The 22,676-nt window shown below is 46.1% G+C and carries 22 protein-coding genes and 1 pseudogene; 14 read left to right on the top strand and 9 right to left on the bottom strand.

Annotated features, from left to right (window positions below):
* Positions 1-124 precede the first annotated feature (124 nt).
* Positions 125-601 carry a Dps family protein gene (locus U5K35_RS12760; RefSeq protein ID WP_322571875.1) on the bottom strand — a complete coding sequence of 159 codons (477 nt, stop codon included), beginning with the start codon at positions 599-601 and terminating at the stop codon, positions 125-127.
* 293 nt (positions 602-894) lie between these two features.
* On the opposite strand from U5K35_RS12760, the gene U5K35_RS12755 reads away from it, so the two are divergent.
* Together U5K35_RS12755 and U5K35_RS12750 are read left to right on the top strand one after the other, a co-directional pair.
* Positions 895-1,839, top strand: coding sequence for a hypothetical protein (locus U5K35_RS12755; RefSeq protein WP_322571874.1), 945 nt, complete (start codon positions 895-897; stop codon positions 1,837-1,839).
* Positions 1,840-2,039: 200 nt separating this feature from the next.
* Entirely contained in the window at positions 2,040-2,444 is a 405-nt protein-coding gene (locus U5K35_RS12750; RefSeq protein WP_322571873.1) for a VOC family protein, read from the top strand.
* A 455-nt stretch (positions 2,445-2,899) separates the two neighbouring features.
* Here U5K35_RS12750 and U5K35_RS12745 read toward each other — a convergent pair whose 3' ends face one another.
* The 3 genes from U5K35_RS12745 to U5K35_RS12735 are packed head-to-tail and all read right to left on the bottom strand — an operon-like array spanning position 2,900 to position 8,528.
* Positions 2,900-4,255 carry a TolC family protein gene (locus U5K35_RS12745; RefSeq protein WP_322571872.1) on the bottom strand — a complete coding sequence of 452 codons (1,356 nt, stop codon included), beginning with the start codon at positions 4,253-4,255 and terminating at the stop codon, positions 2,900-2,902.
* The gene (locus U5K35_RS12740) at positions 4,252-7,419 is read right to left on the bottom strand and encodes an efflux RND transporter permease subunit (protein WP_322571871.1); all 3,168 of its coding nucleotides are present in this window, start codon (positions 7,417-7,419) and stop codon (positions 4,252-4,254) included. The genes U5K35_RS12745 and U5K35_RS12740 overlap by 4 nt, the downstream gene beginning before the upstream one ends.
* Before the next feature lie 8 nt (positions 7,420-7,427).
* The gene (locus tag U5K35_RS12735; protein WP_322571870.1) at positions 7,428-8,528 is read right to left on the bottom strand and encodes an efflux RND transporter periplasmic adaptor subunit; all 1,101 of its coding nucleotides are present in this window, start codon (positions 8,526-8,528) and stop codon (positions 7,428-7,430) included.
* Between the two features lie 426 nt (positions 8,529-8,954).
* Here U5K35_RS12735 and U5K35_RS19780 point away from each other — a divergent pair, with 426 nt between their 5' ends.
* The 5 genes from U5K35_RS19780 (at position 8,955) to U5K35_RS12720 (ending at position 10,886) form a co-directional block, all read left to right on the top strand.
* Positions 8,955-9,071 (top strand): transposase, encoded by a 117-nt coding sequence (locus tag U5K35_RS19780; protein WP_416221641.1) that lies wholly within the window; start codon positions 8,955-8,957, stop codon positions 9,069-9,071.
* Positions 9,049-9,210, top strand: coding sequence for a hypothetical protein (locus U5K35_RS12730; RefSeq protein ID WP_322571869.1), 162 nt, complete (start codon positions 9,049-9,051; stop codon positions 9,208-9,210). The genes U5K35_RS19780 and U5K35_RS12730 overlap by 23 nt, the downstream gene beginning before the upstream one ends.
* An 11-nt stretch (positions 9,211-9,221) precedes the next feature.
* The gene (locus tag U5K35_RS12725) at positions 9,222-9,884 is read left to right on the top strand and encodes an IS3 family transposase (protein ID WP_322571868.1); all 663 of its coding nucleotides are present in this window, start codon (positions 9,222-9,224) and stop codon (positions 9,882-9,884) included.
* Positions 9,884-10,084: an IS3 family transposase gene (locus tag U5K35_RS19775; protein WP_416221640.1), complete on the top strand. Its 201-nt coding sequence runs from the start codon at positions 9,884-9,886 to the stop codon at positions 10,082-10,084. Before U5K35_RS12725 ends, U5K35_RS19775 begins: the two co-directional genes overlap by 1 nt.
* 166 nt (positions 10,085-10,250) lie before the next feature.
* Complete coding sequence (locus tag U5K35_RS12720; protein ID WP_322571867.1) at positions 10,251-10,886, top strand: TetR/AcrR family transcriptional regulator; 636 nt, start codon at positions 10,251-10,253, stop codon at positions 10,884-10,886.
* A gap of 35 nt (positions 10,887-10,921) precedes the next feature.
* On the opposite strand, the gene U5K35_RS12715 is transcribed toward U5K35_RS12720, so the two are convergent.
* The 5 genes from U5K35_RS12715 to U5K35_RS12695 form a co-directional block, all read right to left on the bottom strand.
* A complete protein-coding gene (locus U5K35_RS12715) occupies positions 10,922-13,138 on the bottom strand; it encodes a TonB-dependent receptor domain-containing protein (RefSeq protein ID WP_322571866.1) in 2,217 nt (738 codons plus the stop codon).
* Between the two features lie 63 nt (positions 13,139-13,201).
* Positions 13,202-14,014: a FixH family protein gene (locus U5K35_RS12710; protein WP_322571865.1), complete on the bottom strand. Its 813-nt coding sequence runs from the start codon at positions 14,012-14,014 to the stop codon at positions 13,202-13,204.
* Between the two features lie 184 nt (positions 14,015-14,198).
* Positions 14,199-14,606, bottom strand: coding sequence for a hypothetical protein (locus tag U5K35_RS12705; RefSeq protein WP_322571864.1), 408 nt, complete (start codon positions 14,604-14,606; stop codon positions 14,199-14,201).
* A gap of 786 nt (positions 14,607-15,392) precedes the next feature.
* Positions 15,393-17,768, bottom strand: coding sequence for a TonB-dependent receptor (locus U5K35_RS12700; protein WP_322571863.1), 2,376 nt, complete (start codon positions 17,766-17,768; stop codon positions 15,393-15,395).
* Positions 17,769-17,904: 136 nt separating this feature from the next.
* Entirely contained in the window at positions 17,905-18,282 is a 378-nt protein-coding gene (locus tag U5K35_RS12695; RefSeq protein ID WP_322571862.1) for a group III truncated hemoglobin, read from the bottom strand.
* Positions 18,283-18,964: 682 nt separating this feature from the next.
* Here U5K35_RS12695 and U5K35_RS19770 point away from each other — a divergent pair.
* The 7 genes and pseudogenes from U5K35_RS19770 (at position 18,965) to U5K35_RS12670 (ending at position 22,458) form a co-directional block, all read left to right on the top strand.
* Positions 18,965-19,162 (top strand): DeoR family transcriptional regulator, encoded by a 198-nt coding sequence (locus U5K35_RS19770; protein ID WP_416221639.1) that lies wholly within the window; start codon positions 18,965-18,967, stop codon positions 19,160-19,162.
* Between the two features lie 357 nt (positions 19,163-19,519).
* Positions 19,520-19,930 (top strand): MmgE/PrpD family protein, encoded by a 411-nt coding sequence (locus U5K35_RS12690; protein WP_322571861.1) that lies wholly within the window; start codon positions 19,520-19,522, stop codon positions 19,928-19,930.
* 525 nt (positions 19,931-20,455) lie between these two features.
* Complete coding sequence (locus tag U5K35_RS12685) at positions 20,456-20,707, top strand: hypothetical protein (RefSeq protein WP_322571860.1); 252 nt, start codon at positions 20,456-20,458, stop codon at positions 20,705-20,707.
* Between the two features lie 102 nt (positions 20,708-20,809).
* On the top strand, positions 20,810-21,013 hold the full coding sequence (locus U5K35_RS12680; RefSeq protein WP_322571859.1) for a hypothetical protein: 204 nt from the start codon (positions 20,810-20,812) through the stop codon (positions 21,011-21,013).
* 614 nt (positions 21,014-21,627) lie between these two features.
* Complete coding sequence (locus tag U5K35_RS12675) at positions 21,628-21,846, top strand: phosphosulfolactate synthase (RefSeq protein WP_322571858.1); 219 nt, start codon at positions 21,628-21,630, stop codon at positions 21,844-21,846.
* Positions 21,785-22,150 carry a phosphosulfolactate synthase gene (locus U5K35_RS19765; protein WP_416221638.1) on the top strand — a complete coding sequence of 122 codons (366 nt, stop codon included), beginning with the start codon at positions 21,785-21,787 and terminating at the stop codon, positions 22,148-22,150. Before U5K35_RS12675 ends, U5K35_RS19765 begins: the two co-directional genes overlap by 62 nt.
* Positions 22,151-22,273: 123 nt before the next feature.
* Positions 22,274-22,458, top strand: a pseudogene (locus tag U5K35_RS12670) (DUF488 domain-containing protein).
* The last annotated feature ends 218 nt before the right edge of the window (positions 22,459-22,676 follow it).

The following is a 22,676-nucleotide window of genomic DNA, read 5'->3' as shown; positions in this document are numbered from 1 at the left end:
ATTTACTTGAATTGAAATCAAGTTTTTATATACTAAATCAACCCAAAATGTCTCTCTCAAAAAAAAATGCTGTCGCGTAATTAAACACAACAGCATCAAAATTTAACTATGATCTATATTCAATCTACTTATTCACATATGAAGCATACATCCAGACCAGTTTCTCCTGCTCGCTGATGTAGTCGCTCATCAAAGCGTTGGTTCCTTCATCGCCTGCATCATCGGAAAGCTCAAGAATTTCACGCTGAATTTTCAGGGTTGCCTTAAAGGCTTCCAGAATATGATTAACGGCTTCTTTACCATCTGTTACTTTACCGCTTTCCGAGATTTCAGAAGTCTCAACATATTTGGAATATTGGTGACCGGGAGTATAGCCCAGCGTCAGAATTCGTTCAGCTACTTCATCAATTTTGATTTTCAGATCGTCATAGAGCTCTTCAAACTTTTCGTGCAGAACGAAAAATGAATCTCCCTTGATGTTCCAGTGAAAACCTCTCGTATTCTGATAAAAGACGGAGTAGTTCGCCAAAAGAAGATTCAGCTTTTCAGCCAACTCTTTTACCTTATCACTATCCAGTCCTATTCTATTTTCTGTACTCATATCTCTTTTTATTTAACTGTTTTTATTTTCGTTCAATGATATATAAAATACAAAATCTAGCTTTCAAAAGCCCTATTTCTTATCGATATGGGGTATCAATAAAATCGAATCGTAAAAGTATATGGCACTTTAAAATATAAGTTCTTTAAGGATACTCCCGATCTGTTGATTTGAACATCTCAAACATTGGCGACCACATCATCTGGGCAAATCACTCTCTTCTTATGTGGATTATTGCTGTATTCTTGTATATTCGCTTAGAGATAAGACCATTAACTTAATACCAAATCAATATGAGAGAATTAATAGCATTTCTGATTGTCACGTTAACTTCCCTGGCTTTTGTATCCACAGCCGACGGACAAATTTTTAACAGGCTTAAAGACCGTGCCAAGAAAGCGGCTGAAGACAAGGTAGAGGAGAAACTCAGCAATGAGGTTGAAAAAGCTGCAGAAAGAGCCGTGGAAAAATCCTGGCAATCTATTTTTGGAGAAGAGTTTGGTTCTGAAGGAGACGGTATAAACGTATCGTTTACAATGAACAGCAACGCTGTAACCGAAGAAGCTTATCGTTTTGATGTGATTACTACGATGGAAGTTGAAACCGTTCAGAAGAATGGTAACTCTGATGGTCCTATGATCATGAAAATGCATTTTAATGAAACAGAATCATATTCCGGCACTAAGTTTTCGGGCGAACAGATGGATGAGTCTGAAGGTGAGATGTTTATGATTTACGATCTAAAAAACGAGTCGATGGTGATGCTGATGGAAAATGAAGATGGAAAGTTTTCGTTTGCCTACGATTGGAAACAGGCCCGCTCTCTGGCAGAAGATTTTAAAGAGATGGCTCCAGATTCAACCACGGATTCAGATCAGGAAGAGATGGAAGAGTGGGAAAACTTTGAAGAGATTGGTACCAAAACCATCAGTGGCTTGGAATGCCGGGGTTACAGATCGGAAAATGAAGACACAATGATGGAATATTGGGTAACTGAAGATGAAGATTTAGGAATTCAGAAGATGCTTCGAATCAACGAGCAGACTAAAGAGTTGAAAGGAAATGTTCCGGAAAACTACCCTGCCGGGATGCTGATGGAGATGATTCAGGAAGACTTAAATAGCGGTGAAAAGATTACGATGCGTGTGACCGATATCAACCGGAATGCGTCGGTTACGTATACAATGAGTGATTATCCGGCGATGTCGTTTGGTGGTGGCGGTCAGGATCGGAATTAATATATAAGCCCAGACTGGTATTGATTTTTTGTAAATCCTATTGATTGGTGCCGTTATAATTAAACATCCTGAAATTTGATTGATTATAGCCACGGAAGCACGGAAAAAATTATCATCTTGCATCAGTTATGAAGGTCAATCCGATTATCATTGATACCTGAAATTTTTTTAAACGATTTCTAAATAATTCTACAAAAACTATGATTAAACGATTGGCGCATATTTGTATTCACACTAAGGATCTTGCAGAAACCGAACGTTTCTACTGTGAGGTCCTGGGCCTGGAAAAAGGTTTTATCTTCATGAAGGATGATGCGCTGTTTGGGTTTTATATCAAACTTGGCAACGACTCCTTTATTGAAGTGTTCAAAGGTGATCCCGGAGCTGTGGGTAATATCAATCACATGGCCATTGAGACGGACGATATCGATAAGGTGATCTCAAAGTTGCGTACCTCCGGTTTTGACGCAACGGATAAAAAGCTGGGTGGAGATCACACCTGGCAGTCATGGACGGAAGATCCGAACGGGGTTAGAATTGAGTTCCACCAGTACACGGAAAAAAGTCTTCAGTTCAGAGGCGGAATTTGTGAAGTTGATTGGTGAATAAGTCTGACTGAGTAGCGTCATATCAAGCCCCTAATCTTGCCCAAAAACCTGCTCTTCGAAGTTATCTTGATCTTCGAAGCTTTAGCGCAGAAGATAGCGTAGTAGTGCAGGGCAACACTATTTTGAAGGTGACAGACTGTATAATCCCTCCCCGAAAAATCGGGACCAAGTGTGGCTTGAGAGGGCTCATCTTTTGCACGCGACAGCGAAAAAGCGTAAACGAAACGGCGAAGCCGGGTGAGTTTAGCGAGGGGTGTGTTGCATGCATTGATCTGGTAGAAGAAACAGGCTTTCAGTTTCACGGCGCTGTATTGCGAACATACCCTCCGAGTGGGATTCGGAGCGCTTCATAACAGTCGCCGTGTGCATCCTAAAAGCAACGCTTAGCTGCTAGTTTTGTGATTCAGATCCCCTCTCGAGAGGGGTTATTTCGAAGCTCTATTAAAATGTTTTTAATACCTCACCAATAACCCACCACTCAGATAGAGCAGCAGTGTCTCGGTTTGTTTCAGCTGAAAACCGGTTTCCGACACTCTTAGCCGCGCATTTTCCAGCGATAGCTGAGCTGCACGCAGTTCCACTCCGGTAATCTCACCACGGCTGAACATCTCTTCCGCGCGTTCGTAATTTCGCTCGTAAACCGCGCGGTTTGATCTCTCTGTTTCAAGCTGATCTTCCAGGTGCAGATACTGCTGCCAGCTGTTTTCAAAACGGGTTTGAAGCTGCATTGCCGACTCCTCTTTTCGAAGCTCTTCCTGGCGACTCCTCTCTTTTGCATTTTGAGACTCAATACGATTTCTGCCGCCGCTGAAAATCGGGATCTTCAGTGATAATCCACCGGTAAAACCGAGCTGCTCCTGCGTCTCAAATTGACCCTCGGTTGCGTTCATGTAGCTGTAACCATACCCGGCCGATGCGGTTAGTGAGGGTAAAAATCCGGCTTTTGTCATCCGTTCATTCAGCTCAGCCTGCTCCAGCCGTTTTTCCCTGATGTTCAGCAGAGAGTTGTTCTCCATCATCATCGATAAAAAATCCTCGTAACCCGGCAGTTCTGTCCCAGCAAATTCATCTGTCACAGGATCCATCTCGCGCTGATCCCACCCGATATCGGTATGAAGATCGCGGTACGCATTTTCATACTGAAGCTTCAGATTTCTAAAGGCCGTACTGTCGCTTTTTAAATCCGCCAGGGCCTGCAAGAGCTGCTGCTCATTTACCTGGCCGTATTCCCGCCTCGTTTCAATGGTGCGATAGCGGTCGTTGCTTTGCTCAAGCGAAACTTCCTTGACCTCTATCGCTTTCTGCAGCGAAGCTACATTTATAAACGTTTGGGTGATATTTAAAATGGTGTTTTCCAATTCAGTACGGTACTGCAAATCGGCCAGATCGCTTCCCGTTTCCAGCAATTTGTAACGCAATCGTCCCTTCATTCCGTCGTAAATCACCATTTGTGTCCCGATCTGTGAATTGAACTGCGTGGTGGTTACTCCATCATACGAGATAGACGGCGGTGACCCTTGCTGATTCGATCCCTGTGGATTGAGCAGATTCTGGAAAAATGATCCCGGTGTGACATCAAGATCGCTATAGGCAGCACTTGCTCCTCCGGTTATCGCAAGGTTTGGCAGCTGACCGGCGTTTCCGCGCGATACGCTGTTCTCTGCAATGTCCGCACTAATATCGCTGATCTGCACGCTGTGGTTGTGCTCCAGCGCTGCTTTGATCGCTTCATCAAGGGTGAACTTTTCCTGAGCAGATACGCTGCCAGCCAAAATCGCCAGTATAAAAGATAAAATTACCAATCTCATAGTGTGTTCTTTTTATGATGTTCATGAAGAATGACTGCCGGTTCAATACTCTCCTGTGTCTCCGGTTCTTTGCCCAGTATCTTCAGAATTGTGAATTTCGCGTTGTTGAAAATGACCAGAAAAGCCGGTGCAAGCGTAAGGGAGATCAGCAATCCAAACGTGAGCCCGTAAGCGATGGCAATGGCCGGCGGTTTTAAAAATGCAGACGCCAGTCCGCCAACAAAAATCATGGGAATCAATCCGGCCACCGTACTGAGCGTTGTGAGTAAAATGGGCCGAAAACGTGACCGTACGGCATCTCTCAGCGCCTCTTCGAACGTCATTTCAGCCTTCAGATTATCATTAAAAGCCGTGATAAGAACCAGCAGGTTATTGATCAGGATACCGATGAGTGCAATCATCCCGATCAGGGAAAATATGTTCATGGTTGCGTCATGCACCCAGTGGCCGATCACCACGCCCGTAAAGGCAAACGGCAGCGTAAGAAGAACCAGGAACGTCTGACTGAATGATTGAAAGTTAACGACCATCAGCGCCAGGATGACGAGCAGTATAATCGGGGCTACCGCCTGCATTGCCTCGGTCACTTTTGCCGATTCACGGTTCTGGCCCTCAATCACAAACTGCACGCCGGGAAACTCCTTCTCCAGGGGCGACAGCGTGCTTTCCCTGATATCGGCCAGGATTGCAGGAGCGGAAAGGGATGGATCAGCCAGGTCGGCATCTACCCGAATGGTTCGCCGGCCGTTAATATGATTGACGTTGAGAGATGCATCCGTCGGCGAAATATGCGCCACCTGCGACAATGGATAAGCACCCTTCGGCGTTCTGATTTTAACATCCATCAGATCACGATAACTCTCCCGGTTCTCCTCAGGAAATCTCAGCCACACCCTCACATCATTTCCTGTGCGCTGAAGCGTTTGAAGCTCCATCCCGAAGAAAGCCGTTCGGACCTGCATCATGATATCCTGAAGCGTAAGCCCAAGCTGTTCACCTGCTTTTGACAGTTCAATATGCAGTTCGGGATTGCCGCGCTGATCGGTATCGGCTACATCCACCAGGTCGTCTCGTTTTTCAAGTGATCTCTTCAGTTTTTCGGCAGCTTCCTGAATATTCTCTATACTCTTTCCCGAAACCGAAATATCCACCGGGAGTCCGCCAAACCGGTGCTCGGCAAGTGCAGAAATAAACCGGATGTAATTTGTGCCGGGTACATCTCCCACTTCATCCCTGAACATATTGTTGATTTCGTAGGCCGGAATTCCCCGCTCATCGCCGCCCATCATAACAATTCGCAGTTCTCCCTGGTGGCTTTCGGGACCCAGAATTCTCTCCACATTCTGTATTACGTTCTCGTTATCTGTTCTGTCTTCCGTGAGCCGATCCCCGACTCTGTATACGGCTTCTTCAATTTTCATCAGCTTCGCCCGGGTAGTATCCACCGGAACTCCCGGCTCCATCTCTATCCGCACCAGCTGAACGTCATCATCCAGATAGGGAAAAAAGGTAACCGGTAAAACGCCGGTTCTGATCAGGGCAACCGAACCTAACAGCAGAAGAATAAAGGCAAACACATTGAGCCATCGCCATTTGTGAGAAATGAAATCAGTAAATGGCATAAAATAGTTGTCCCTGAATGATGTAAGCCCGCTCGCCATCGCTTTCTCAAAACGGGTTTGCTTATTCTGATCGGACAACACTTTTGAAACGGTGAGTTTCTGAGGCAGAAAAAGAAATGTTACAATGAGCGCGGCCAGCAGCGCACTCACCACCACAAACGAGACTTCCGTAAAAAAGGCACCGGGTTTTCCGGGAAGAAAAAAGAAGAGGCTGAACGCCGTAGCTGTGGTCATAAGCGAGATGATCATAGGTGAGGCAACTTCCGCGGCGCCATTTCGGGCTGCCTCAACAGGTGATTCTCCAAATTCATCATAATGGCGGTAAATGTTTTCAGCAACCACCACACCGGTATCCACCAGCATACCCAAAACCAGGATAATGCCAAATATCGATACCACGTTGATTGTGAAATCATACCCCAGCAGTGCAGTAGCAAAGGTACCCAAAATTGCCAGCGGAATCGTGAGAGAGACCCACATCGCAATCCGTTTATCAAGGAATAGCGTGAGGATGAGCAACACCAGGATCAAACCGAAAATAGCGTTACTCCTGAGGGAATCAACACGCTCATACACGAATTCGGAAAAATCTTCCACCACAGTCAGCTCAACGCCACTGTGCAGCGTATTAAAATGTCCGGCGTACTCTTTCACCTCTTCGGCAATGGCCACAAGATTCTCTTCGTTGGTGGTCACGACCTGAATCACCACCGACTCTTCGCCATCGAGATAGCGTTCAATGGGCCGGTCGTCGAATTGATCTGTTACAGAGGCGATGTCCTTCAGCAGCACGCGTTCACCGTTCAGTCCCGAACGCACAGGAATCTGAGCAATTTCGAGCGCTGTCACCTCTTTGTTTTCAGCCCTGATCTGCCAGTTGGCATCCTCCATCTTCAATTCGCCACCGGTGATGTCAATATTATTTTTCCTGACAGCTTCCGCTACTTCCTGCGCGGAAATACCAAACCGGTCCATCTGCTCGTCGTTAAGTTCAATGGAGATCTCTTCAGGAGGAAAGCCGTGCAGGATTACGTTTGAGATTCCCTTCTCAACAAGAAATTCGTCCCTGATTTGATCGGCGTAATCTCTTTTCTGCTGAAGCGAGATGTCGCCGGTCAGCGCAAGCGAAATCGTGGGATTGAGCATCTCCTGCTTATAAACAATCGGGCGGTCCATCTCTTCGGGCAGGTCTGTTACCCTGTTCACCGCGTTCTCCACGTCAACCAACACTTCATTAATATCGGCCCACTCAAAAATCTCCACGGTGATGCGGCCGCTGTTTTCCCGGGCCACGGAGGTATGACGGTCCATTCCGTTTATACCGTTCAGGTTCTCTTCAATTCTGGATATCGCCCGCTCTTCAATTTCAAGCGGTGATGCGCCGCGATACGTGATATTCACATAAATTTCAGTCGGATCTTCGGGCGGATTCAGCGTGTAGCGTGTCTGGCTAAAGCTGAGGATACCCATCAGAACGATGATCATCAGCCCCAGGGTAACCATGACGGGGTTACGGACAAAAAAGTTAATTAATCTCTTCATGGAATTTCCTACTTGATGATTCGGCCGCTGACCGGTTCAGTGACATCTTCTACGATCTCTTCCCCATTTTCCAACCCGCTTACCCAGAGGTGGCTCCGCTCCAATTCCTCAATTTGAACGGGCACTTCAAGCAGCTGACCGTCTCTATTGGCAATTACATCCCCCGTTCTCGTCAAAGCCGTTTTTGGAATCCTGGCCAGCTCCTTTGTTCTCTCTGATTCGATCTCACCCTCCAGGTACATTCCCTCCCGTAAGTTATTGCCCGAAACCTCCAGGTACACAAACACCTGTTGCGAGGCCGGATCCACCGACGGATTCACTCTTGTCACGGTTGCAGCATACGTTCTGTTTTGACCCTGATTTCTTACCTCCAGCGTTTGTCCGGGCAGAATCCATTCTGCATCATCGGGTTCAATCGAAGCGTTTAAAATAAACCGCGATGGATCTACCAGCGTACCCAAATGAAACTGTGGCCCAACTGCCTGACCCGGCTCAGCTTTGGCGGCCGATAAAACTCCTGAAAACGGTGCGCGAATCGTAAATTTTTCCAGCTGTTCCTCTGCACTCTTGATGCTGTAGTAGAGTTCATACACGCTTTTCGACTCCAGGAAACGGCGTACACCCTCTTCAAACTCGGGAATGGGTGAAACAGACTTCTCAGCACTCAGCGTATTAAACCACTCCTCATACTGCGGCAGCGTTTCCGGATAGTCCAGCTTGATATCGGCCATTAGCCCGGAGACAACGGTTTTGAACTTGCTTCTTGATGACTGAAGCTTCAGCCCGGCTTCGCTGTCGTCCAGCTTTACTAAAATTTCTCCTTTTTGATAGGAAATCCCCTCCTGAAACGGCTTGCCTCCCTCCATCACCCTGCCTTGCACTTCCGGGAAAAGCTCAACACGGTTATCCGCACGAAGACGTCCGCTTAAAGTTACCCGATCTGCTACAGATTCCGTTTTCACGTTGAAAAAGCGAACCTGCTGAGAATCGAGTTCGGCTGCTGCAGTCTCAATTTGGCTTTCGGGCGGTTTCTCTCCTGATGTATCACTGCATGAGGCTGTAATCATTAATAGTAAAAGTACCGCAGTACTTAGATAGGCTTTATTCATGTCCATACTCTTGTTTTGTGTTCGACCACAGTTTACGGACATAAATCATATAGTTCAACCATATGGTTAATTTACAAATTGGTTCAGCTTCGAATCTGTAAACAATTGATGCTTAATCTATTACAGATAATAAACTGTAGAATCTTCTATCAACCTTACCTCCCTTCAACCAAATATTTCAACCATATAGTTAAAAATTGTTCTAAACTTTTATATTTTAAATAGAATAATGCGTTTACCAATTGAGGTTGTTTTGGAAAGTGTCCCCCTTAACAAAGGGATTGGGGGATGTTTATCAAAACGTGTGGAGTTTCTACATTTGAGTGGACATGGAGTTAAGGTATATTGAGGTATCTAAAACAACCAAATAACCAATGGGTAAAAAGAAAACACGAAAAAGCTTACACCAAACAATATAAGCTTGATGTGATCCAACAGAGTTATCAGCGGGAGAACATCAGCGAACTGGCCTCAGAGCTGGGATTAAAACCAGCTCTTATCTACAAATGGAGAGCGGCCTATGGAGCCGGATCCTGCAGATAGTTTTCCTGGAAAGGGGGTGGAGAAGGTAACTCCTGAACAAGCTGAGCTGCGTCGCTTAAAGAATGAACTGGCAGAAACACGCATGGAACGTGATATCCTAAAAAAGGCAATTGGCATCTTCGGCAAGACAAGTGGGTGATCTTTCAATTTATGGCAGATTATGCAGATCAGTATCCCATATCGAAGATGTCTGAGGTATTTAAGGTGAGCCGAAGCGGCTACTACAGCTGGCTGGGGCGAGAACCCTCCAAGCGAGCTAAACAGAACGAACGGCTGCGCCGGCTGATCCACGATGCCTGGCAGGATTCGGGCAAGCTGTATGGCTCGCCAAGGATTTACAATCAGTTAAAAGATGACGGCTGTACGGCCTCCAGACCACGTGTTGCCCGTCTGATGGCAAAAATGGGCATAAGCAGTCGAATCCGCAAAAAGTGGATAAAAACTACGCATTCAACTCATGGATGGCCGGTGGCGGCGAACTTGCTGGACCGCAACTTTGCCCCGGAAGGACTTGGCCAGGTCTGGGTCAGCGATATTACCTACATTCGCGGGGAGCATGGCTGGATGTATTTAACCACGGTGATGGATCTTGGCGACCGGCAGATTATCGGGTGGTCACTCAGCGATGGAATGAGCGCCGAGGAAACCAGTATTGCAGCTTTTAAGCAAGCTGCCTTGCGGCGCCCGCCGGGCAAAAATCTGATCTTCCATTCCGATCGTGGGGTTCAATATGCCTGCGAGGATTTTACCAAGGAACTGGATAGCCTACAGCATTACCCAAAGCATGAGCCGAAAGGGAAACTGCTGGGATAATGCCCCGGCGGAAAGCTTCTTTAAAACGCTCAAGCACGAACTGGATATGCCGGATTACTTTCAAAGCTACCGAGCAGGCCAGGTCAGCTATCTTTGAGTTCATAGAAATCTGGTACAACAGAAAACGACTGCATTCGGCTCTTGATTACCAAAGCCCGGTGCAGGCCGAAGAAAACTTAAAACATAAATCAGCCGCATGACTACCTTAACTGATTGTCCACTTTTTTGTTGCAATTCCAACGTGGTAAAATCCGATTGACACCCCTCTAAATCTCCACTTATTAGGGGAGACTTCTTCTTTAGATTATCAGAGTGTAAATTGAATTTGGGGTTTCAGTTTAGAATCATTCTGAAACAAATGTTGTCATGAAAAAAGAAGAATCAGCAGAACAGTCCTCGTCATCCACTGAAGAGAAAATTTTTGAAGCGGCCCGTGAGATATTTCAGAGTAAAGGACTGGAAGGCGCGCGAATGCAGGAGATAGCGGATAAGGCGGACATCAACAAGTCGATGCTGCACTACTACTATCGATCAAAAGAGAAGCTATTCGAAAAAGTGTATGAGCTCTCCATCATCAAGCTGATGCCGCAGGTGGCTTCGCTGCTCAACGCGGATCTGCCGCTGAATGAAAAGCTTCGAAAATTTGCAAAAAAATATATTGAGCTTCTAAAAGTCAATCCCGATATCCCCCTCTTTGTGATTCACGAGATGAACAAAAATCCAAGCCGGCTGAAGAAATTTGTAGTCGGTGAAATCGGTAAACGAGTGCAGCCGTTTCTGAAGCAGATCACGGAAGAGAGGGAAAAAGGAAATACCGTAGATCTGCCGCCTGAACAAATTTTTGTGAACATAATGGCCATACTGGTTTTTCCCTTCCTGGGCCGTCCCGTCATTCAAGTTATATTGGATATGGACGATGAGGGCTTTTCAGAGTTCATTGACGCCCGGGAAGCATTTATCCCTGATTATCTGGTCGGCATGGTGATGAAAAATGGACAATAACTTTCAGTGATAGCAATGGTAACTGTTCCCTGCTATCAAAAAGCATAGCTAAAAGAAACCATTATCGAACGCCCTGCTTCCGGTATGTTTCCAATACTGGTGTGTGTGTGATAGTACCGGTCAAGTAGGTTGCTGGCTCGCAGAATGGATGTGAGAGAGCCATTTAACCATTCGCGTTCCCAGGTCAGGTTCAGTACAGCAAATGACCCTGTAACATCTTCAATAGAGGCGGTTTGCGCAATTCGTTTCTGAGCGGCGGCCCACTCCAATTCACCCATTAACCTGTTCTCTCCAAAGTGCAGATGCAAGGTACTAAAGCCTTTAATGGGTGGAATTAGCGGAAGCGGCTCACCAAGAGTCTGATTTCGTGCGTACAGATAAGAGACCCGATTTTCAACACTGAGCAGATGCCCCAGACGGTTCAGGCTTCGGAACTCTCCGCCCGTGATGGTGGCGTCTCCCACATTTTCGTAACGCTTGAATTCAAGGCCGGTGTTTCCCGTAGTTTCAGAAAGAATACCATCAATATAGTTGTAATACTGCTTATGAAACAGTGAGAGTGAGATGGAGTGACTATCCGTTTCCCAGGTTGTATTAAGGTCGGTATTGATGGCTCGCTCCGTCTTCAGCCACGGGTTTCCATCGTAGAAATAGCCATCGGTATAGTTATAGATATAGTGTCCAAACCGCTCCATGTGATTCCCCATTCGCTCGGAGTATACAAGCGATCCTGAAAAACTCCAGTCGTCAAACGGCATCCAGAGCAGATTTCCAGAGGCTGAGAGGAGAATGTTCGGACGCGTATTCAGCTCTCTGTTATACAGGCCTTCAAAAAATGAGGCAAACCGCTCACTTCCGGTATCGAGATTCTTCAAGGCGATATTCTGCTCTGCTTTCAGCAACAGGTCATCCGATATCATAAACCGATGTTTCAGGCCTATATTTCCCTGCCAGGTAGTTACGTCCTGCAGGTTGTAGATGAACATATCCTCAATATTGGGATCCAGGCTGTTCATCTCCATATCTCCATACGCCCGGGAATTATACCCTTCCAGAAACCACTCAAATGAGTGCCGGGCAATCTCGGCTTGACCATTCACCCGGGTCCCGGCCGTAAATGTTTCCCCAAACATCGGCATATGCATCCCTCCCATCACGTCCCGGTTTTCCACATCGCGGCTGTAATCATCCATAGTATGGCGAATGGCGTTGGCGTATATCTGAATAGTTTCAACTCGCCAGCTTCTGTCGGTGGGTGCAAAGTTAAACCTGACCTGACCAATATCGGCCAGTGCTTTGGTTGCATCCATCAGCAGGGCGGGATATCCCACATCATACGCTTTATCTGTAATATAATTTGCTTCAACAATGTGGTTTGATGGTAGTCGATGCCTGTAGCTCACATTAAGATTCAGTTTTTCGTACTGGGAATTATTGATTTGTGTACCGTTACCTGATACAAAATCATCAGCTTTTTTATAGCTTCCCGAAAACCGTACGGCATGTCTTCCGGTGCGGTCAGATGTATTCCCGGCAACAGAAAGCGTGCGGTAGTTGTCGGGCAGGCGGTAGCCCGTACTTACGTTCATAGAAAAAGATTCCGGTTCAGCCCGGCGGGTAATAAGGTTGATGGAACTGTTGCCTCCACCTGAGGAAGCTACATCGCTGCCACTTTTGTCGATATGGAGTTCCGATAAATTTGAAGATTCAACATAAGAGGTGATCGGGTCCATTTTATCCACGCAGGCCTTGAAAACCTGCATACCGTCGATCATCAGATTCATGCGCTGATCGCTCTGCCCGCGTATAACCGGTTCCCAGGCAAAAGCCCCGCGCTTGTTGGTGGATACACCATCAATTTTATCGAGAAACTGGTCCATGTTCTGGGCGTGATGCTGCTGTTGATAGGCCTGCACATTGTTTTCTCCTTCGCGATTTGCAAGCACCAGCAGGCCGGTTTCATTGCGGTAAATTTCTGGATTCATGTAGAGAGTTTCCATGCCGGGCCTGAGCATGAACTCCCGGGTCTTGTATCCCACGGCTGTTAAAATAATCACGGGATGATCATCACGGTTAATAGAAACGAAACCATCGGTATCGGTAGTGGCGATAACGGTCTCCTCACCGGATTTGACATGGGCCTGTATAATGGGATCACCGGTAGCCCGATCGAGTACGCGAATCGTGGAGACCTGAGCAAAAGCAGATGATGCCCAAATCAAAAATAGTAGATTGGCTATAAGAAATTTCATGGCTCTGTTTGTTTGGTGAAAGGCCGGTAAAGAATACCGGCGCTGTTCACGAATTTCCTTGATTTATTGTGCCTGAACGCTGTATTCAAACATCACTTCAGGCAGGGTTACATCCCCAACCTTCAAGGTTGCTGAGGTTGTCCAGGTTCCGCTCATGCTGTAATTGATGGATCCTTCGTAGTAGCCTGCTTCCTGTGCTTCCGGAGAGGTGAACTCAGTTGAGTGACCGCTGCCGCCTCCCATGTCCATGTACGGATAGATCTCAAGTTCAGCATTTTCGACAGGAGGGAAACTCATCATCGAATCTCTCGTGTGGACCATAAATCTCAGCGTGTTGTTGCCGGTTACCGGTTGCCGCGGATGCAGCCATGTAATAAAGTAAATCTTGTCATTGTTATCTCGCACACTGGTCAGCCGCCAAGAGGAATCTACCTCCACGGGCATCTCCCCGATTAGTACTTCCTGGTTCGGCAACGTTATTTCGAATTCGATTGACCAGCTTCCCATCATACCGCTTGCCATAATAAAAACCGCCATGTTTGAGAAGTAGCGATCATCTTCCGTGGCAACTTCCGGCTGCTGAAAGGGTGTAGAGTGCATCATATCGCCCATATCCATCATTGGTGTGATGGTTATCGATTCGGGAATAACGAGGTCTCCGTCCCGCTCAACTTTCCAGTAGAGTTGATTGGCACCGGTTTGGAGCGGGGAATTCGACTCCAGAGAGATTGTGTAATCATCTGAAGCAACAGATCCGATTGTGACGAGATCCAGTTCAGGTTCCGGATCAGAACTGCTTGTAGTGTCGCAGGATGAAAGTGTTATTATGAGTAACGCGAGGGCTGTAAGGGTGCCCGCCCATCTTAAAAATTTCATATAATTGTACCAAAGATTTAATTCGTTTCGTGTAGATGCTGCCGGCCAGAGTGTGAAAGATCAATCAAACAGAGTGCTAACCCACCACTAATCCAGAATCAGGCGGAGAGACGACTGCATATTTGATCCATCAGTCACGTTATTCTGAGGGCGACAGATGTTGATAAAGAAGAGATATGACAAATTAAACCTGTGGTGGGCGGAGCAGGTCGGTGTAACTGCCGGGAAGCAGATTTGAAATCGGCTCAGCAGGCAGATAAGTGGTTGTGGTTCTATAAAAAGGCGTGGGTTCAGAAAAGTAATACGCCGTTAGGTTGTTTGTAAAAACGAGCTGTGAGGCTGTCGTATTTGGAGTGTGTGTATTTGTGAAATAACACGTGCCAGAGCTTTCGTGGTCACCGGATTGATGCTCAGAATTGCCATCCATGTCGTGATGGTGACAGGTGCATACAGTTTCTGCCTCGTCTGTCGCGCAATAGCAGAAAGAAATGTCGCAAATCGATTTTTCGCTTTCGTGATGGGAGTGATTCAATACAACGCCTGTCATGAGCCATCCGCCCACATTCCATAGCATTATAAAAGTAGTAATCAATGCTATAGGTTTTTGATATGTAGATTTTGATAACACGCTAAAAAATAGCAATTATTTGTGAATAAAAAAGACAAGCATTACTTAATACCAAAAGAAGACTTTACAAAACTGATTTAGCGAATAGTACCTTTATTTATCATTTAAGTTCAATACTGGTTTGAATATAGCGTAAATAGTAACCTTTATTTATCATTTAATAGTTCAATACTGGTTTGATTCATACCATCTGAATAGCTATCACTTTGGGCACTCCGTTTATGCTTCTTGTATAAAAAGTATTTCGTACTTGGAAATTACCTACCTGAATTATTCACCAAACCCTGTCCCGACAAACTCGGGGAAATTTGATTGTGAGCAAGGCGTTCTGAAAATGGAAGCAGAAACGTCCGTGAGCTGACGGACGTTGAGTACACCATTTTCGGGACAACGCAGCATACAGAAACATTTCGCAGAGTAGACCAAACGATTACTAAGCCAACTAATATGTAAGAATGCTAATATCTATTTTATATACCCTTAAAACCTGAGTTCGATTATTAATTATTAATGATATGCTTCAAAAGTCCCCTCCTTACGAAGGTGGGGAGCATCTTTTATCATAATTTTAAAACCGAACTCAGGTTTAAACTATTTTTAATAATTTTTGTGAATAATTCAGGTTAAAATCTTTTCCCATACTATTAATAAAAGCTACAAACCAATCAGTTTGATCACATTCCGACAGGTCTCATCATTATGGAATCCAATAAAATGCGGCAAACCGTCTCTTCAAAGTATTCTCGATTTTCAAAAATCCAGGATAATCCCAATTGTTGGCAATATGGATGATTCACTAAGCTGATCAACACGTACAAGTTGCGGACTGTCACCATTTTCCAGCAGGTAGCTCGGCTCCGATGGAGTATCCTGTGCAAAGAGATTCTGAATTTCGAGATAGAGGTCAAATGAAAAGTTTTGGAAATTCCACTTCCGGTCGATTCGAATATCGGTAGCGTTAAATGGCTTGAGGCGTTCACTGCCAAGCCGGCTATAGTCGAACACAAACTCGGGATAGGTTTCGATGCTGCGTTCTTCATTAATGGGAGCAAACGGCGTTCTGCCAATCAGGCGTGTTCTGAGGCTGAATTCCCAGCTATTGCCAAGTTGATATCCGCCGGTAAATGTGAGAAGGTGACGGCTGTCCCAGGCTGAAGGCAAATAGCGATCCCGATCAAAACCGGTGAACTCACTCCAAAATAGCGTATAAGCGAGAATAGCATAATAATTTGTGGTTAATGTTTGTTGAGTCAGGAATTCAACACCGTAGGTTCTGCCCTTTCCAACAGACTCAATATCATCGTTTCCGAGAACCTCAAATCCGCCGCCGAGATTGGCCAGGCTGACCTCTTCCCGATTGGAAACAGGATAATCATCATACAATTTCAGAAATCCTTCAACCGAGATTTTCGTGCTCGAACGAGGAAAATAGTTAATTCCACCGGTAAGGTGATCCGACCTGATGTACTGTGCATCTCGATTTACGAAATCACCGGATTCTTTATAACCCAGCACGGTAAGCGGCGGTATTTTATAATATCGTCCGATAGAAAGCACCCCTTTCCACTCTCCTTCTTCATCGATATTAACGGTGAGTGCTGCCCGTGGCGAAAGTGTACGATAAATCTCGTTACCACTATCGGTGAAGGTATTACCGTCAAACCGAATTCCTGCGGTCAGATCCAGCTTTTCTGTAAGCCCCTCGGATGACCACTGAACGAATCCTCCGTAACTCAGGAAATTGAGATCAGTGTCAAATGAAACACTCGTGTTATCATCAAAAAAATCATTCTCGAAATTATTTAGCCGTGCCGATCCACCAACAGAGAGGGTTGATTGCTCTCGGTAAAAAGTTGTTTCGTTCCTCAAGGTATAACGAACCTCACGAGCGCGATTTCTGGAAAAAAGGCCATCCTGATTTTCGTTGTCGCGATACCGTGAAAAATCGTTGTAAAAACTGCTTCGGCTCAGCGACGTACGGCTAATGCCGAAACCGTCGCTCAGGCGGCGCTCATATGAAAGTCCAGTGGTATTGGTTTGCTGCTGAATAACAGGTACCTGATCGAGGGTGGCTTGCTGATCGGGGGTAATATCGTCCGGGACGTTAATCCGAAAATCGTCGATGGATCCTACACCTATCAGTGAGATCTGATTTTTGGAGTTAAATTTATGATCCACTTTGTATTGATAATCCCAATAGTCAGGCAGAAATGGGAGATCGATAAGCTGGAACAATAGCTGCAGATAGGAACGGCGGACTGAGGCAATAAAGGTGGTGTTGGAAGAAGTTGCCTCACCCTTAAATAGCGGTCCTTCGGTAGTCAATGCGGCTTCACTTGCACCCACGCGAAAATTGGTGCGAAATTCACGGTCGTTCCCATTGCGTTGGTTGAAACGAAGCACTCCTGAAAGTGCATTCCCTGCCGAAGCGCTGAATGCGCTGGTACTAAGTTCCACCCCTTCAAAAAACGATACGTTAAGCAGGCCCGCCGGTCCGCCGGCACTCCCTTGTGTGGAGAAATGGTTAATCGTTGGAATCTCTATGCCATCCAGATAGTAGACGTTTTCATTGGGAGCGCCGCCGCGAATAATCACGTCATTTCTGAACCCTGTGACGGAGCCGGACACTCCGGGCAGCGATTGCACAACTTTGGCAATATCGCTGTTTCCGGCCGGATAGGTTGAGATCGCCTCGGGCGAAAGGCGCCTGAAACTGACAGGATTTTCAGGAGGAGCGATAAACGGTTCAGATACCGATACGACCACTTCTTCAAGCTGCTCAGCTGTAGGTGTCAGTTCAAAATTGATATTCCTGTTACCCGCGCTTCGTACGTTAATATTGTTTTGGCGCTGGGTTTCGTAACCCACAAAAGTGGCAACGACGACATAAGTGCCCGGCTCAATATTATCGATTTCATAAAACCCGTCACTATCCGTAGCGGCACCTTGTGCAGTTCCTTGCAGACCAACATTGGCCCCAACCAGTGGCTCTCCGGAACGAGCGTCCGTAACATAACCCGTCAGTGTTCCTGTAGACTGAGCATGGATACCGGTTGAGAAACCGATCAGAAATAGAAATGAAATACCAATTGTTAAATTAAGTGAAGTCCTAAACACAAATTTCATGGGATATAGTTGTGATGCAGATCTTTCTAAGAAAACTTAAAATTATTTCTTTACGTTCGACATCGCTTGTGTTAGACTTCTATCAACTATTTGATGTCTTTCTTGCTAACTCATAGTTGGAACTGTTTCCCGAAAATTAATCGAACTTACCCTCCATCTCCATTCGAAGCGCAAATGAAGCCGCAATTTTGGATGCCATCTCTTTAGCGAACTCTGCTTTTTTTCCTGCAAAAAGGTCATCAACCGTTTCCTTGAATAAGTTCAGCCAGCGGATGAAATCATCTTTCTGAATTGGCAGCGGCAGATGCTGCCGGAATGGGCGCCCCTTGTATCTGCCTGTTTGAAACAGTAGATTCGACCAGAAATCAACCATATTGGGCAGGTGGTGATCCCAGTCAACCTCTGCAAAGTCATTGAAAATGTAGCCGAGACGTTCATCATTCTCTACCTTTCCATAAAACGTATGGACCAGCAATTTGATATCGTCGTCGTTTCGGATGTCGGGTTTATTCATTGTAACAATTTTGGTTAACCCTCCAAGGGTTTTGAACCCTTGGAGGGTTTGCTTTCTTTTCCCCTTAAAAAAGGGGAATGAGGGATATTCATTCGTGATTCAGTTTCAGCAATTCAATTTATGTAGGGTTTATCGCATATTAGTTTTGAGAAAAATCTGACAGTATCTGAGACATTCTTCACTGGTCCGAATCAATCAGTTGATCCCGTTTATCAATCTCTCATTATCTGCATCGGGAAGTGCGTCTTTGGTTTCGTTGATGATTTTTCCTCCCACTTTATTGCAATTGAAATCATAAGATAGGGAGCGATTCAGATCAAAACAATATTATAATCGGTAATTACCGTTTTTATTGTTTTTATGATCGGATCGCCTTATTATGGGCCAAGCACAGAATTAAAAGTAAATGCAGTGATACGCTATGATAACCGATGTTGATTTACTCACACTTACATCGGAAGCAACCCTGCACCAGATTGCAAAACGTATAAAAACAGAATTTGTAAAACGGGCAGTATTTTGGGTTGATGATACTGTCTGCTTTCAGTCACCTGATAAAGACTGACTGACCTGTTTCAATAAGATCAGAGGCATATCACGCTTGGAGTGAAGCTGCTACCCGCCCTGGAAAACAGGCTCGCTGAGTAGTTTAAATGTAACTATTTATATCAACCTTATTATTATGATTACCGGATCAAAAAAAGAAATTCTGGATCTTCTGAAACGCAGCGGCATCCTTTCGATTGATGATGTAACGGACCATATGGGACTGGCAAAAACTACTCTCAGGGAGCATTTTTTGCAACTCGAGCGCGATGGTTATATCGAACGCAAGTATGAGCGGTCGGGCCCAGGGCAACCAGCCTGCAGTATAAACTGACCGAGAATGGGCGTGATCAAGTCCCATCCATGAATCGAAAATGATGGGAGAGTTTTTAAAATTCCTGAAAAAAAATGGAGAAGACGCATTAATGAGAGATTTCTTCGAGCAGTTTTCGGGAAAAAAGATTCCAAAAAGCCAAACGCCTGATGGATGAGGCGGAGCAAGAAGAGGATGGATCATCTATCGGTGCGTTAATCGAGATGTAAGGAGGAAGGTTTTATGCCGGGACATCACCCACATAAAGGGGAGAGTTTGGAAACCGTAAAGGAATGTGGTTGTTTGGTGAAGTAGTGAAAGAGACAACACTTCCATGTCAGTTGGAGGCTGCTTTTTATCAAAGATATTTGAAAAGAAATGGAACGGAACGACTATATTGTTGAAGGAGATCACGCCTGTACTTATGAAACGCCTGTGATTTGGTCTATTAATTTTCAAAAAGGAACGACGGTTATGATTGTAGACGATTTAGCAAGATTTACGAACAATGCTTGTTATGATCTGCATCTGGATGCGGCAATGTATGCGCCGTTAAAATCCGATTACTCGATTCCCTCTGGAACCGCAATAGGCGCAATAGAAGGTCCTCCGGTAAAAGCGATCCGGACCATGATTGAAGAATTCGCCGGTTCAGCGATCAGTACGCTGATTGGCGGTGGGAAAGCCACCCCGACCGCCGCAGCCCTGTACAACAGCGGCCTGATCCGATATCTCGGTCTTAACGACAGCTACCTGGCCAAAGGCGAAACCTGCCATCCGAGCAGATAACATCGGATCCATTCATCGCCGGCGGGAGAAACAACAGGATCTCAGGCGGCAAAGATTTTCTAACGGCGCTGGCTGTGGCTTATCAGGTGCCAGTGCCGATTGAGTCTGATGAAGCTACCGAGTACGCGATAAGGGATTTTGATCTCGCTGTTTCGCAGGGTATCTTACGCTGTGGCAGCAGGTGTTTCCAGAAGCGCTTGGATTAAATGAAGATCAAACTGCCAATGCCGTAGCAATATCCGGCACGGCACTGAATGCCCTTCGTGTGAGCACGAACAGGAGCACTCTCCGGTGGGAAGGGCCTCGCCTATCCCCACACCGCATTTGGCGGAACCCATGCGGCATATCTTGCCGGATACGGGATTACCGGCCCGCCAGCCATCTTTGAAGGAAATAAAGGATTTAAGGAGGCAATCGCCGGTGATTTTACAATCGACTGGCAGGATGAAGATTTGGAGCGGGTTACAAATACCATCATAAAAAAATATAACGCTGAAATTCACTCTCAATCGTCCATAAAGAGGGATGATGGAGCTAAAGGAAAAGCACGGGTTTACCGCTAAAGATGTGGAGAAAATAGACATTGAGATTTTTGATGTGGCCTTCAATATCATCGGCGGCGGTGAGGAGGGCGACAAAACGATCGTGCGCACCAAGGAAGAGGCCGACCACAACCTGCAGTACGTGGTATCGGCCGCGCTTGTTGGATGGACAAGTGCTGCCCGCCCAATATCAACAGGACAGGGATCGAATCGAATGATATCCAACAATTGTTGAAAAAGGTGAAGGTAGAACCAAATCAGGAATACAGCGACCGGTTTCCAGGCGAGATGCCAACAACAGCTGACCGCTTCGCCTGAAGAAACCGGTCGAAACTCGATGCCATCGATAAAAAGGATTATGAGGGCCTTTACACCCGTCCGAGCGAGTTGGAAGACGATCATTGAAAAATTCGAAAAGCTGGCTGAACCATATACGTCAAAGGGTCTGAGGGAACAGATCATCGACATGGTACAGGATTTTGAAAACCATTCAGTCAAAGAGCTGATGAAGCTGTTGGTAGATGTGAAGTTAAAGATGTAAAGCAGACCCAACAGCACCTACCGGATCTGTCAGCGTTTGCCTGGTGGTGCATGACACTTGAAGAGTAGTCTCGCACAAGACATGGTATTTTTGATAACACAGTGACAGATTTAACTAATAAATCAGATTAATTAAAAAAACCGAACCCAGGTTTTTGACCAAGAAAAATGCCCATGTCTGAAAGCTTGAAAAAACGGTCGTAAATTTTAAAAATAAATGGGGATTGTTATGACGCAGGAAAAAACCTTTGATTTTTTAGACGAGAACGAACAAGACACGGACGCAGGAGAAACAGGAATCGCCGGGAATTTCGCGGCCCTTATTACGCAGTGATGGGCAAGCCGACTGCCTGCAGGATATCATGGAACACGATGGGCGAACACGTGGACGCTCTGAAATTTTCCGGCGGATCGTTTTCGCTGAATTGCCCGGGAAAAGTGTTACTTGTGGCTCAATTCGACACTTGCCGCACGGCTACGAGTCGCTGCCTGGTTCTTCTACCGCGCGACTTTATGCGGAATATGTTCTCATCCAGGGAAGAGAGGCGTGGATCGATACATCGACACCTGCAAAGATTACGGTTTTGACATCATCGAACTATCGGCCGGGTTGCATTGCCCCTCCCCACCGATGACTGGCTGCGGCTGATTGAAAAAGTTCAGAAAGCCGGCCTGAAAGCCAAGCCCGAAATCGGTATTCAGTTTGGTGCCGGAGGCGATACGGCCAGGAGAAGGCGAACTGGAGAGCGAAGAGGAACGCTTGATACCGGCTATGCCAGTTGCAAACAGACCAAACGTTTTCTGGAAGCCGGAGCTTATCAGATTCGCGATTGAATCGGAAGGCATTACCGAAAACGCCGATCCCCTGGAGAACCGAATGTCCCAGGCGGATTTCATCGACGAGATAGGTCTGGAGAAGCTGATGTTTGAAGCTGCCGATCCCGAGGTATTTGCCTGGTATATGAAGAACTACGGGCCCGAAGTGAATTTATTCGTCTGGGTCGCAGCCGGGATATGTCCAGCTCGAAACGCTGCGCCGCGGTACTTGGGGTACGAAAGAGCCTGCTGGGGGCGTGTATTGACGTATGAGGGTGGTCTGGTAAGGCCTCCAGGTTTTGAAAAGCCCTTGGGAGGTTGAGTTTGCGCCGGTGCCGGCCTTTACGCATGCGGCCTCTGACTACCGATGAAATGGATTGTCAACTGTCGATATTCAGATTAAGCAAATTTCCAGGAACCATCTCACGATGTTGATGGCTACCGTGTGCTGGTAGACCGGCTTTGGCCGAGAGGGGTATGGAAGAAGCAGCACAACTGGATGAGTGGAACAAAAAGGTACCGCCGTCCACTGACTTGAGAAAATGGTTTGATCACGATACCGAAAAGTTTGAGGAGTTCAGCCGCCGGTATAAAGGAGAATTGGCTGCGAAAGAGCAAGAACTCATATGAGCTGATTGATGGCTCCGGTGGCAGATTGGCGCTGCTGTATGCTGCGGAAGGTGAGGATCGCAATCCTGCCATTGTGTTGAAACAGTTTTTTTAAAGATCATTTATGATGATTCTACTTTCGGTCAGCCTCTCGCCGGCCTGCGCCTCAGCACTCATTATTTCGCTGGGAATTCTCCCCCGCCGCTTTGATAGGTTTGAATTGTGACTCTGCAGCCGTT

The sequence above is a fragment of the Rhodohalobacter sp. genome (genome assembly GCF_034521535.1).
GTDB lineage: Bacteria > Bacteroidota > Rhodothermia > Balneolales > Balneolaceae > Rhodohalobacter.
Note: the sequence above shows the minus strand (reverse complement) of the source record. Positions and strands in the feature narration are given on the sequence as shown.

What these genes read in the sequence shown, in the direction of transcription:
- U5K35_RS12760 (WP_322571875.1), bottom strand. Translation starts at nt 601, where the DNA reads ATGAGTACAGAAAATAGAATAGGACTGGATAGTGATAAGGTAAAAGAG.
- U5K35_RS12755 (WP_322571874.1), top strand. Translation starts at nt 895, where the DNA reads ATGAGAGAATTAATAGCATTTCTGATTGTCACGTTAACTTCCCTGGCT.
- U5K35_RS12750 (WP_322571873.1), top strand. Translation starts at nt 2,040, where the DNA reads ATGATTAAACGATTGGCGCATATTTGTATTCACACTAAGGATCTTGCA.
- U5K35_RS12745 (WP_322571872.1), bottom strand. Translation starts at nt 4,255, where the DNA reads ATGAGATTGGTAATTTTATCTTTTATACTGGCGATTTTGGCTGGCAGC.
- U5K35_RS12740 (WP_322571871.1), bottom strand. Translation starts at nt 7,419, where the DNA reads ATGAAGAGATTAATTAACTTTTTTGTCCGTAACCCCGTCATGGTTACC.
- U5K35_RS12735 (WP_322571870.1), bottom strand. Translation starts at nt 8,528, where the DNA reads ATGAATAAAGCCTATCTAAGTACTGCGGTACTTTTACTATTAATGATT.
- U5K35_RS12730 (WP_322571869.1), top strand. Translation starts at nt 9,049, where the DNA reads ATGGAGCCGGATCCTGCAGATAGTTTTCCTGGAAAGGGGGTGGAGAAG.
- U5K35_RS12725 (WP_322571868.1), top strand. Translation starts at nt 9,222, where the DNA reads ATGGCAGATTATGCAGATCAGTATCCCATATCGAAGATGTCTGAGGTA.
- U5K35_RS19775 (WP_416221640.1), top strand. Translation starts at nt 9,884, where the DNA reads ATGCCCCGGCGGAAAGCTTCTTTAAAACGCTCAAGCACGAACTGGATA.
- U5K35_RS12720 (WP_322571867.1), top strand. Translation starts at nt 10,251, where the DNA reads ATGAAAAAAGAAGAATCAGCAGAACAGTCCTCGTCATCCACTGAAGAG.
- U5K35_RS12715 (WP_322571866.1), bottom strand. Translation starts at nt 13,138, where the DNA reads ATGAAATTTCTTATAGCCAATCTACTATTTTTGATTTGGGCATCATCT.
- U5K35_RS12710 (WP_322571865.1), bottom strand. Translation starts at nt 14,014, where the DNA reads ATGAAATTTTTAAGATGGGCGGGCACCCTTACAGCCCTCGCGTTACTC.
- U5K35_RS12700 (WP_322571863.1), bottom strand. Translation starts at nt 17,768, where the DNA reads ATGAAATTTGTGTTTAGGACTTCACTTAATTTAACAATTGGTATTTCA.
- U5K35_RS12695 (WP_322571862.1), bottom strand. Translation starts at nt 18,282, where the DNA reads ATGAATAAACCCGACATCCGAAACGACGACGATATCAAATTGCTGGTC.
- U5K35_RS19770 (WP_416221639.1), top strand. Translation starts at nt 18,965, where the DNA reads ATGATTACCGGATCAAAAAAAGAAATTCTGGATCTTCTGAAACGCAGC.
- U5K35_RS12690 (WP_322571861.1), top strand. Translation starts at nt 19,520, where the DNA reads ATGGAACGGAACGACTATATTGTTGAAGGAGATCACGCCTGTACTTAT.
- U5K35_RS12685 (WP_322571860.1), top strand. Translation starts at nt 20,456, where the DNA reads ATGATGGAGCTAAAGGAAAAGCACGGGTTTACCGCTAAAGATGTGGAG.
- U5K35_RS12680 (WP_322571859.1), top strand. Translation starts at nt 20,810, where the DNA reads ATGCCATCGATAAAAAGGATTATGAGGGCCTTTACACCCGTCCGAGCG.
- U5K35_RS19765 (WP_416221638.1), top strand. Translation starts at nt 21,785, where the DNA reads ATGCCAGTTGCAAACAGACCAAACGTTTTCTGGAAGCCGGAGCTTATC.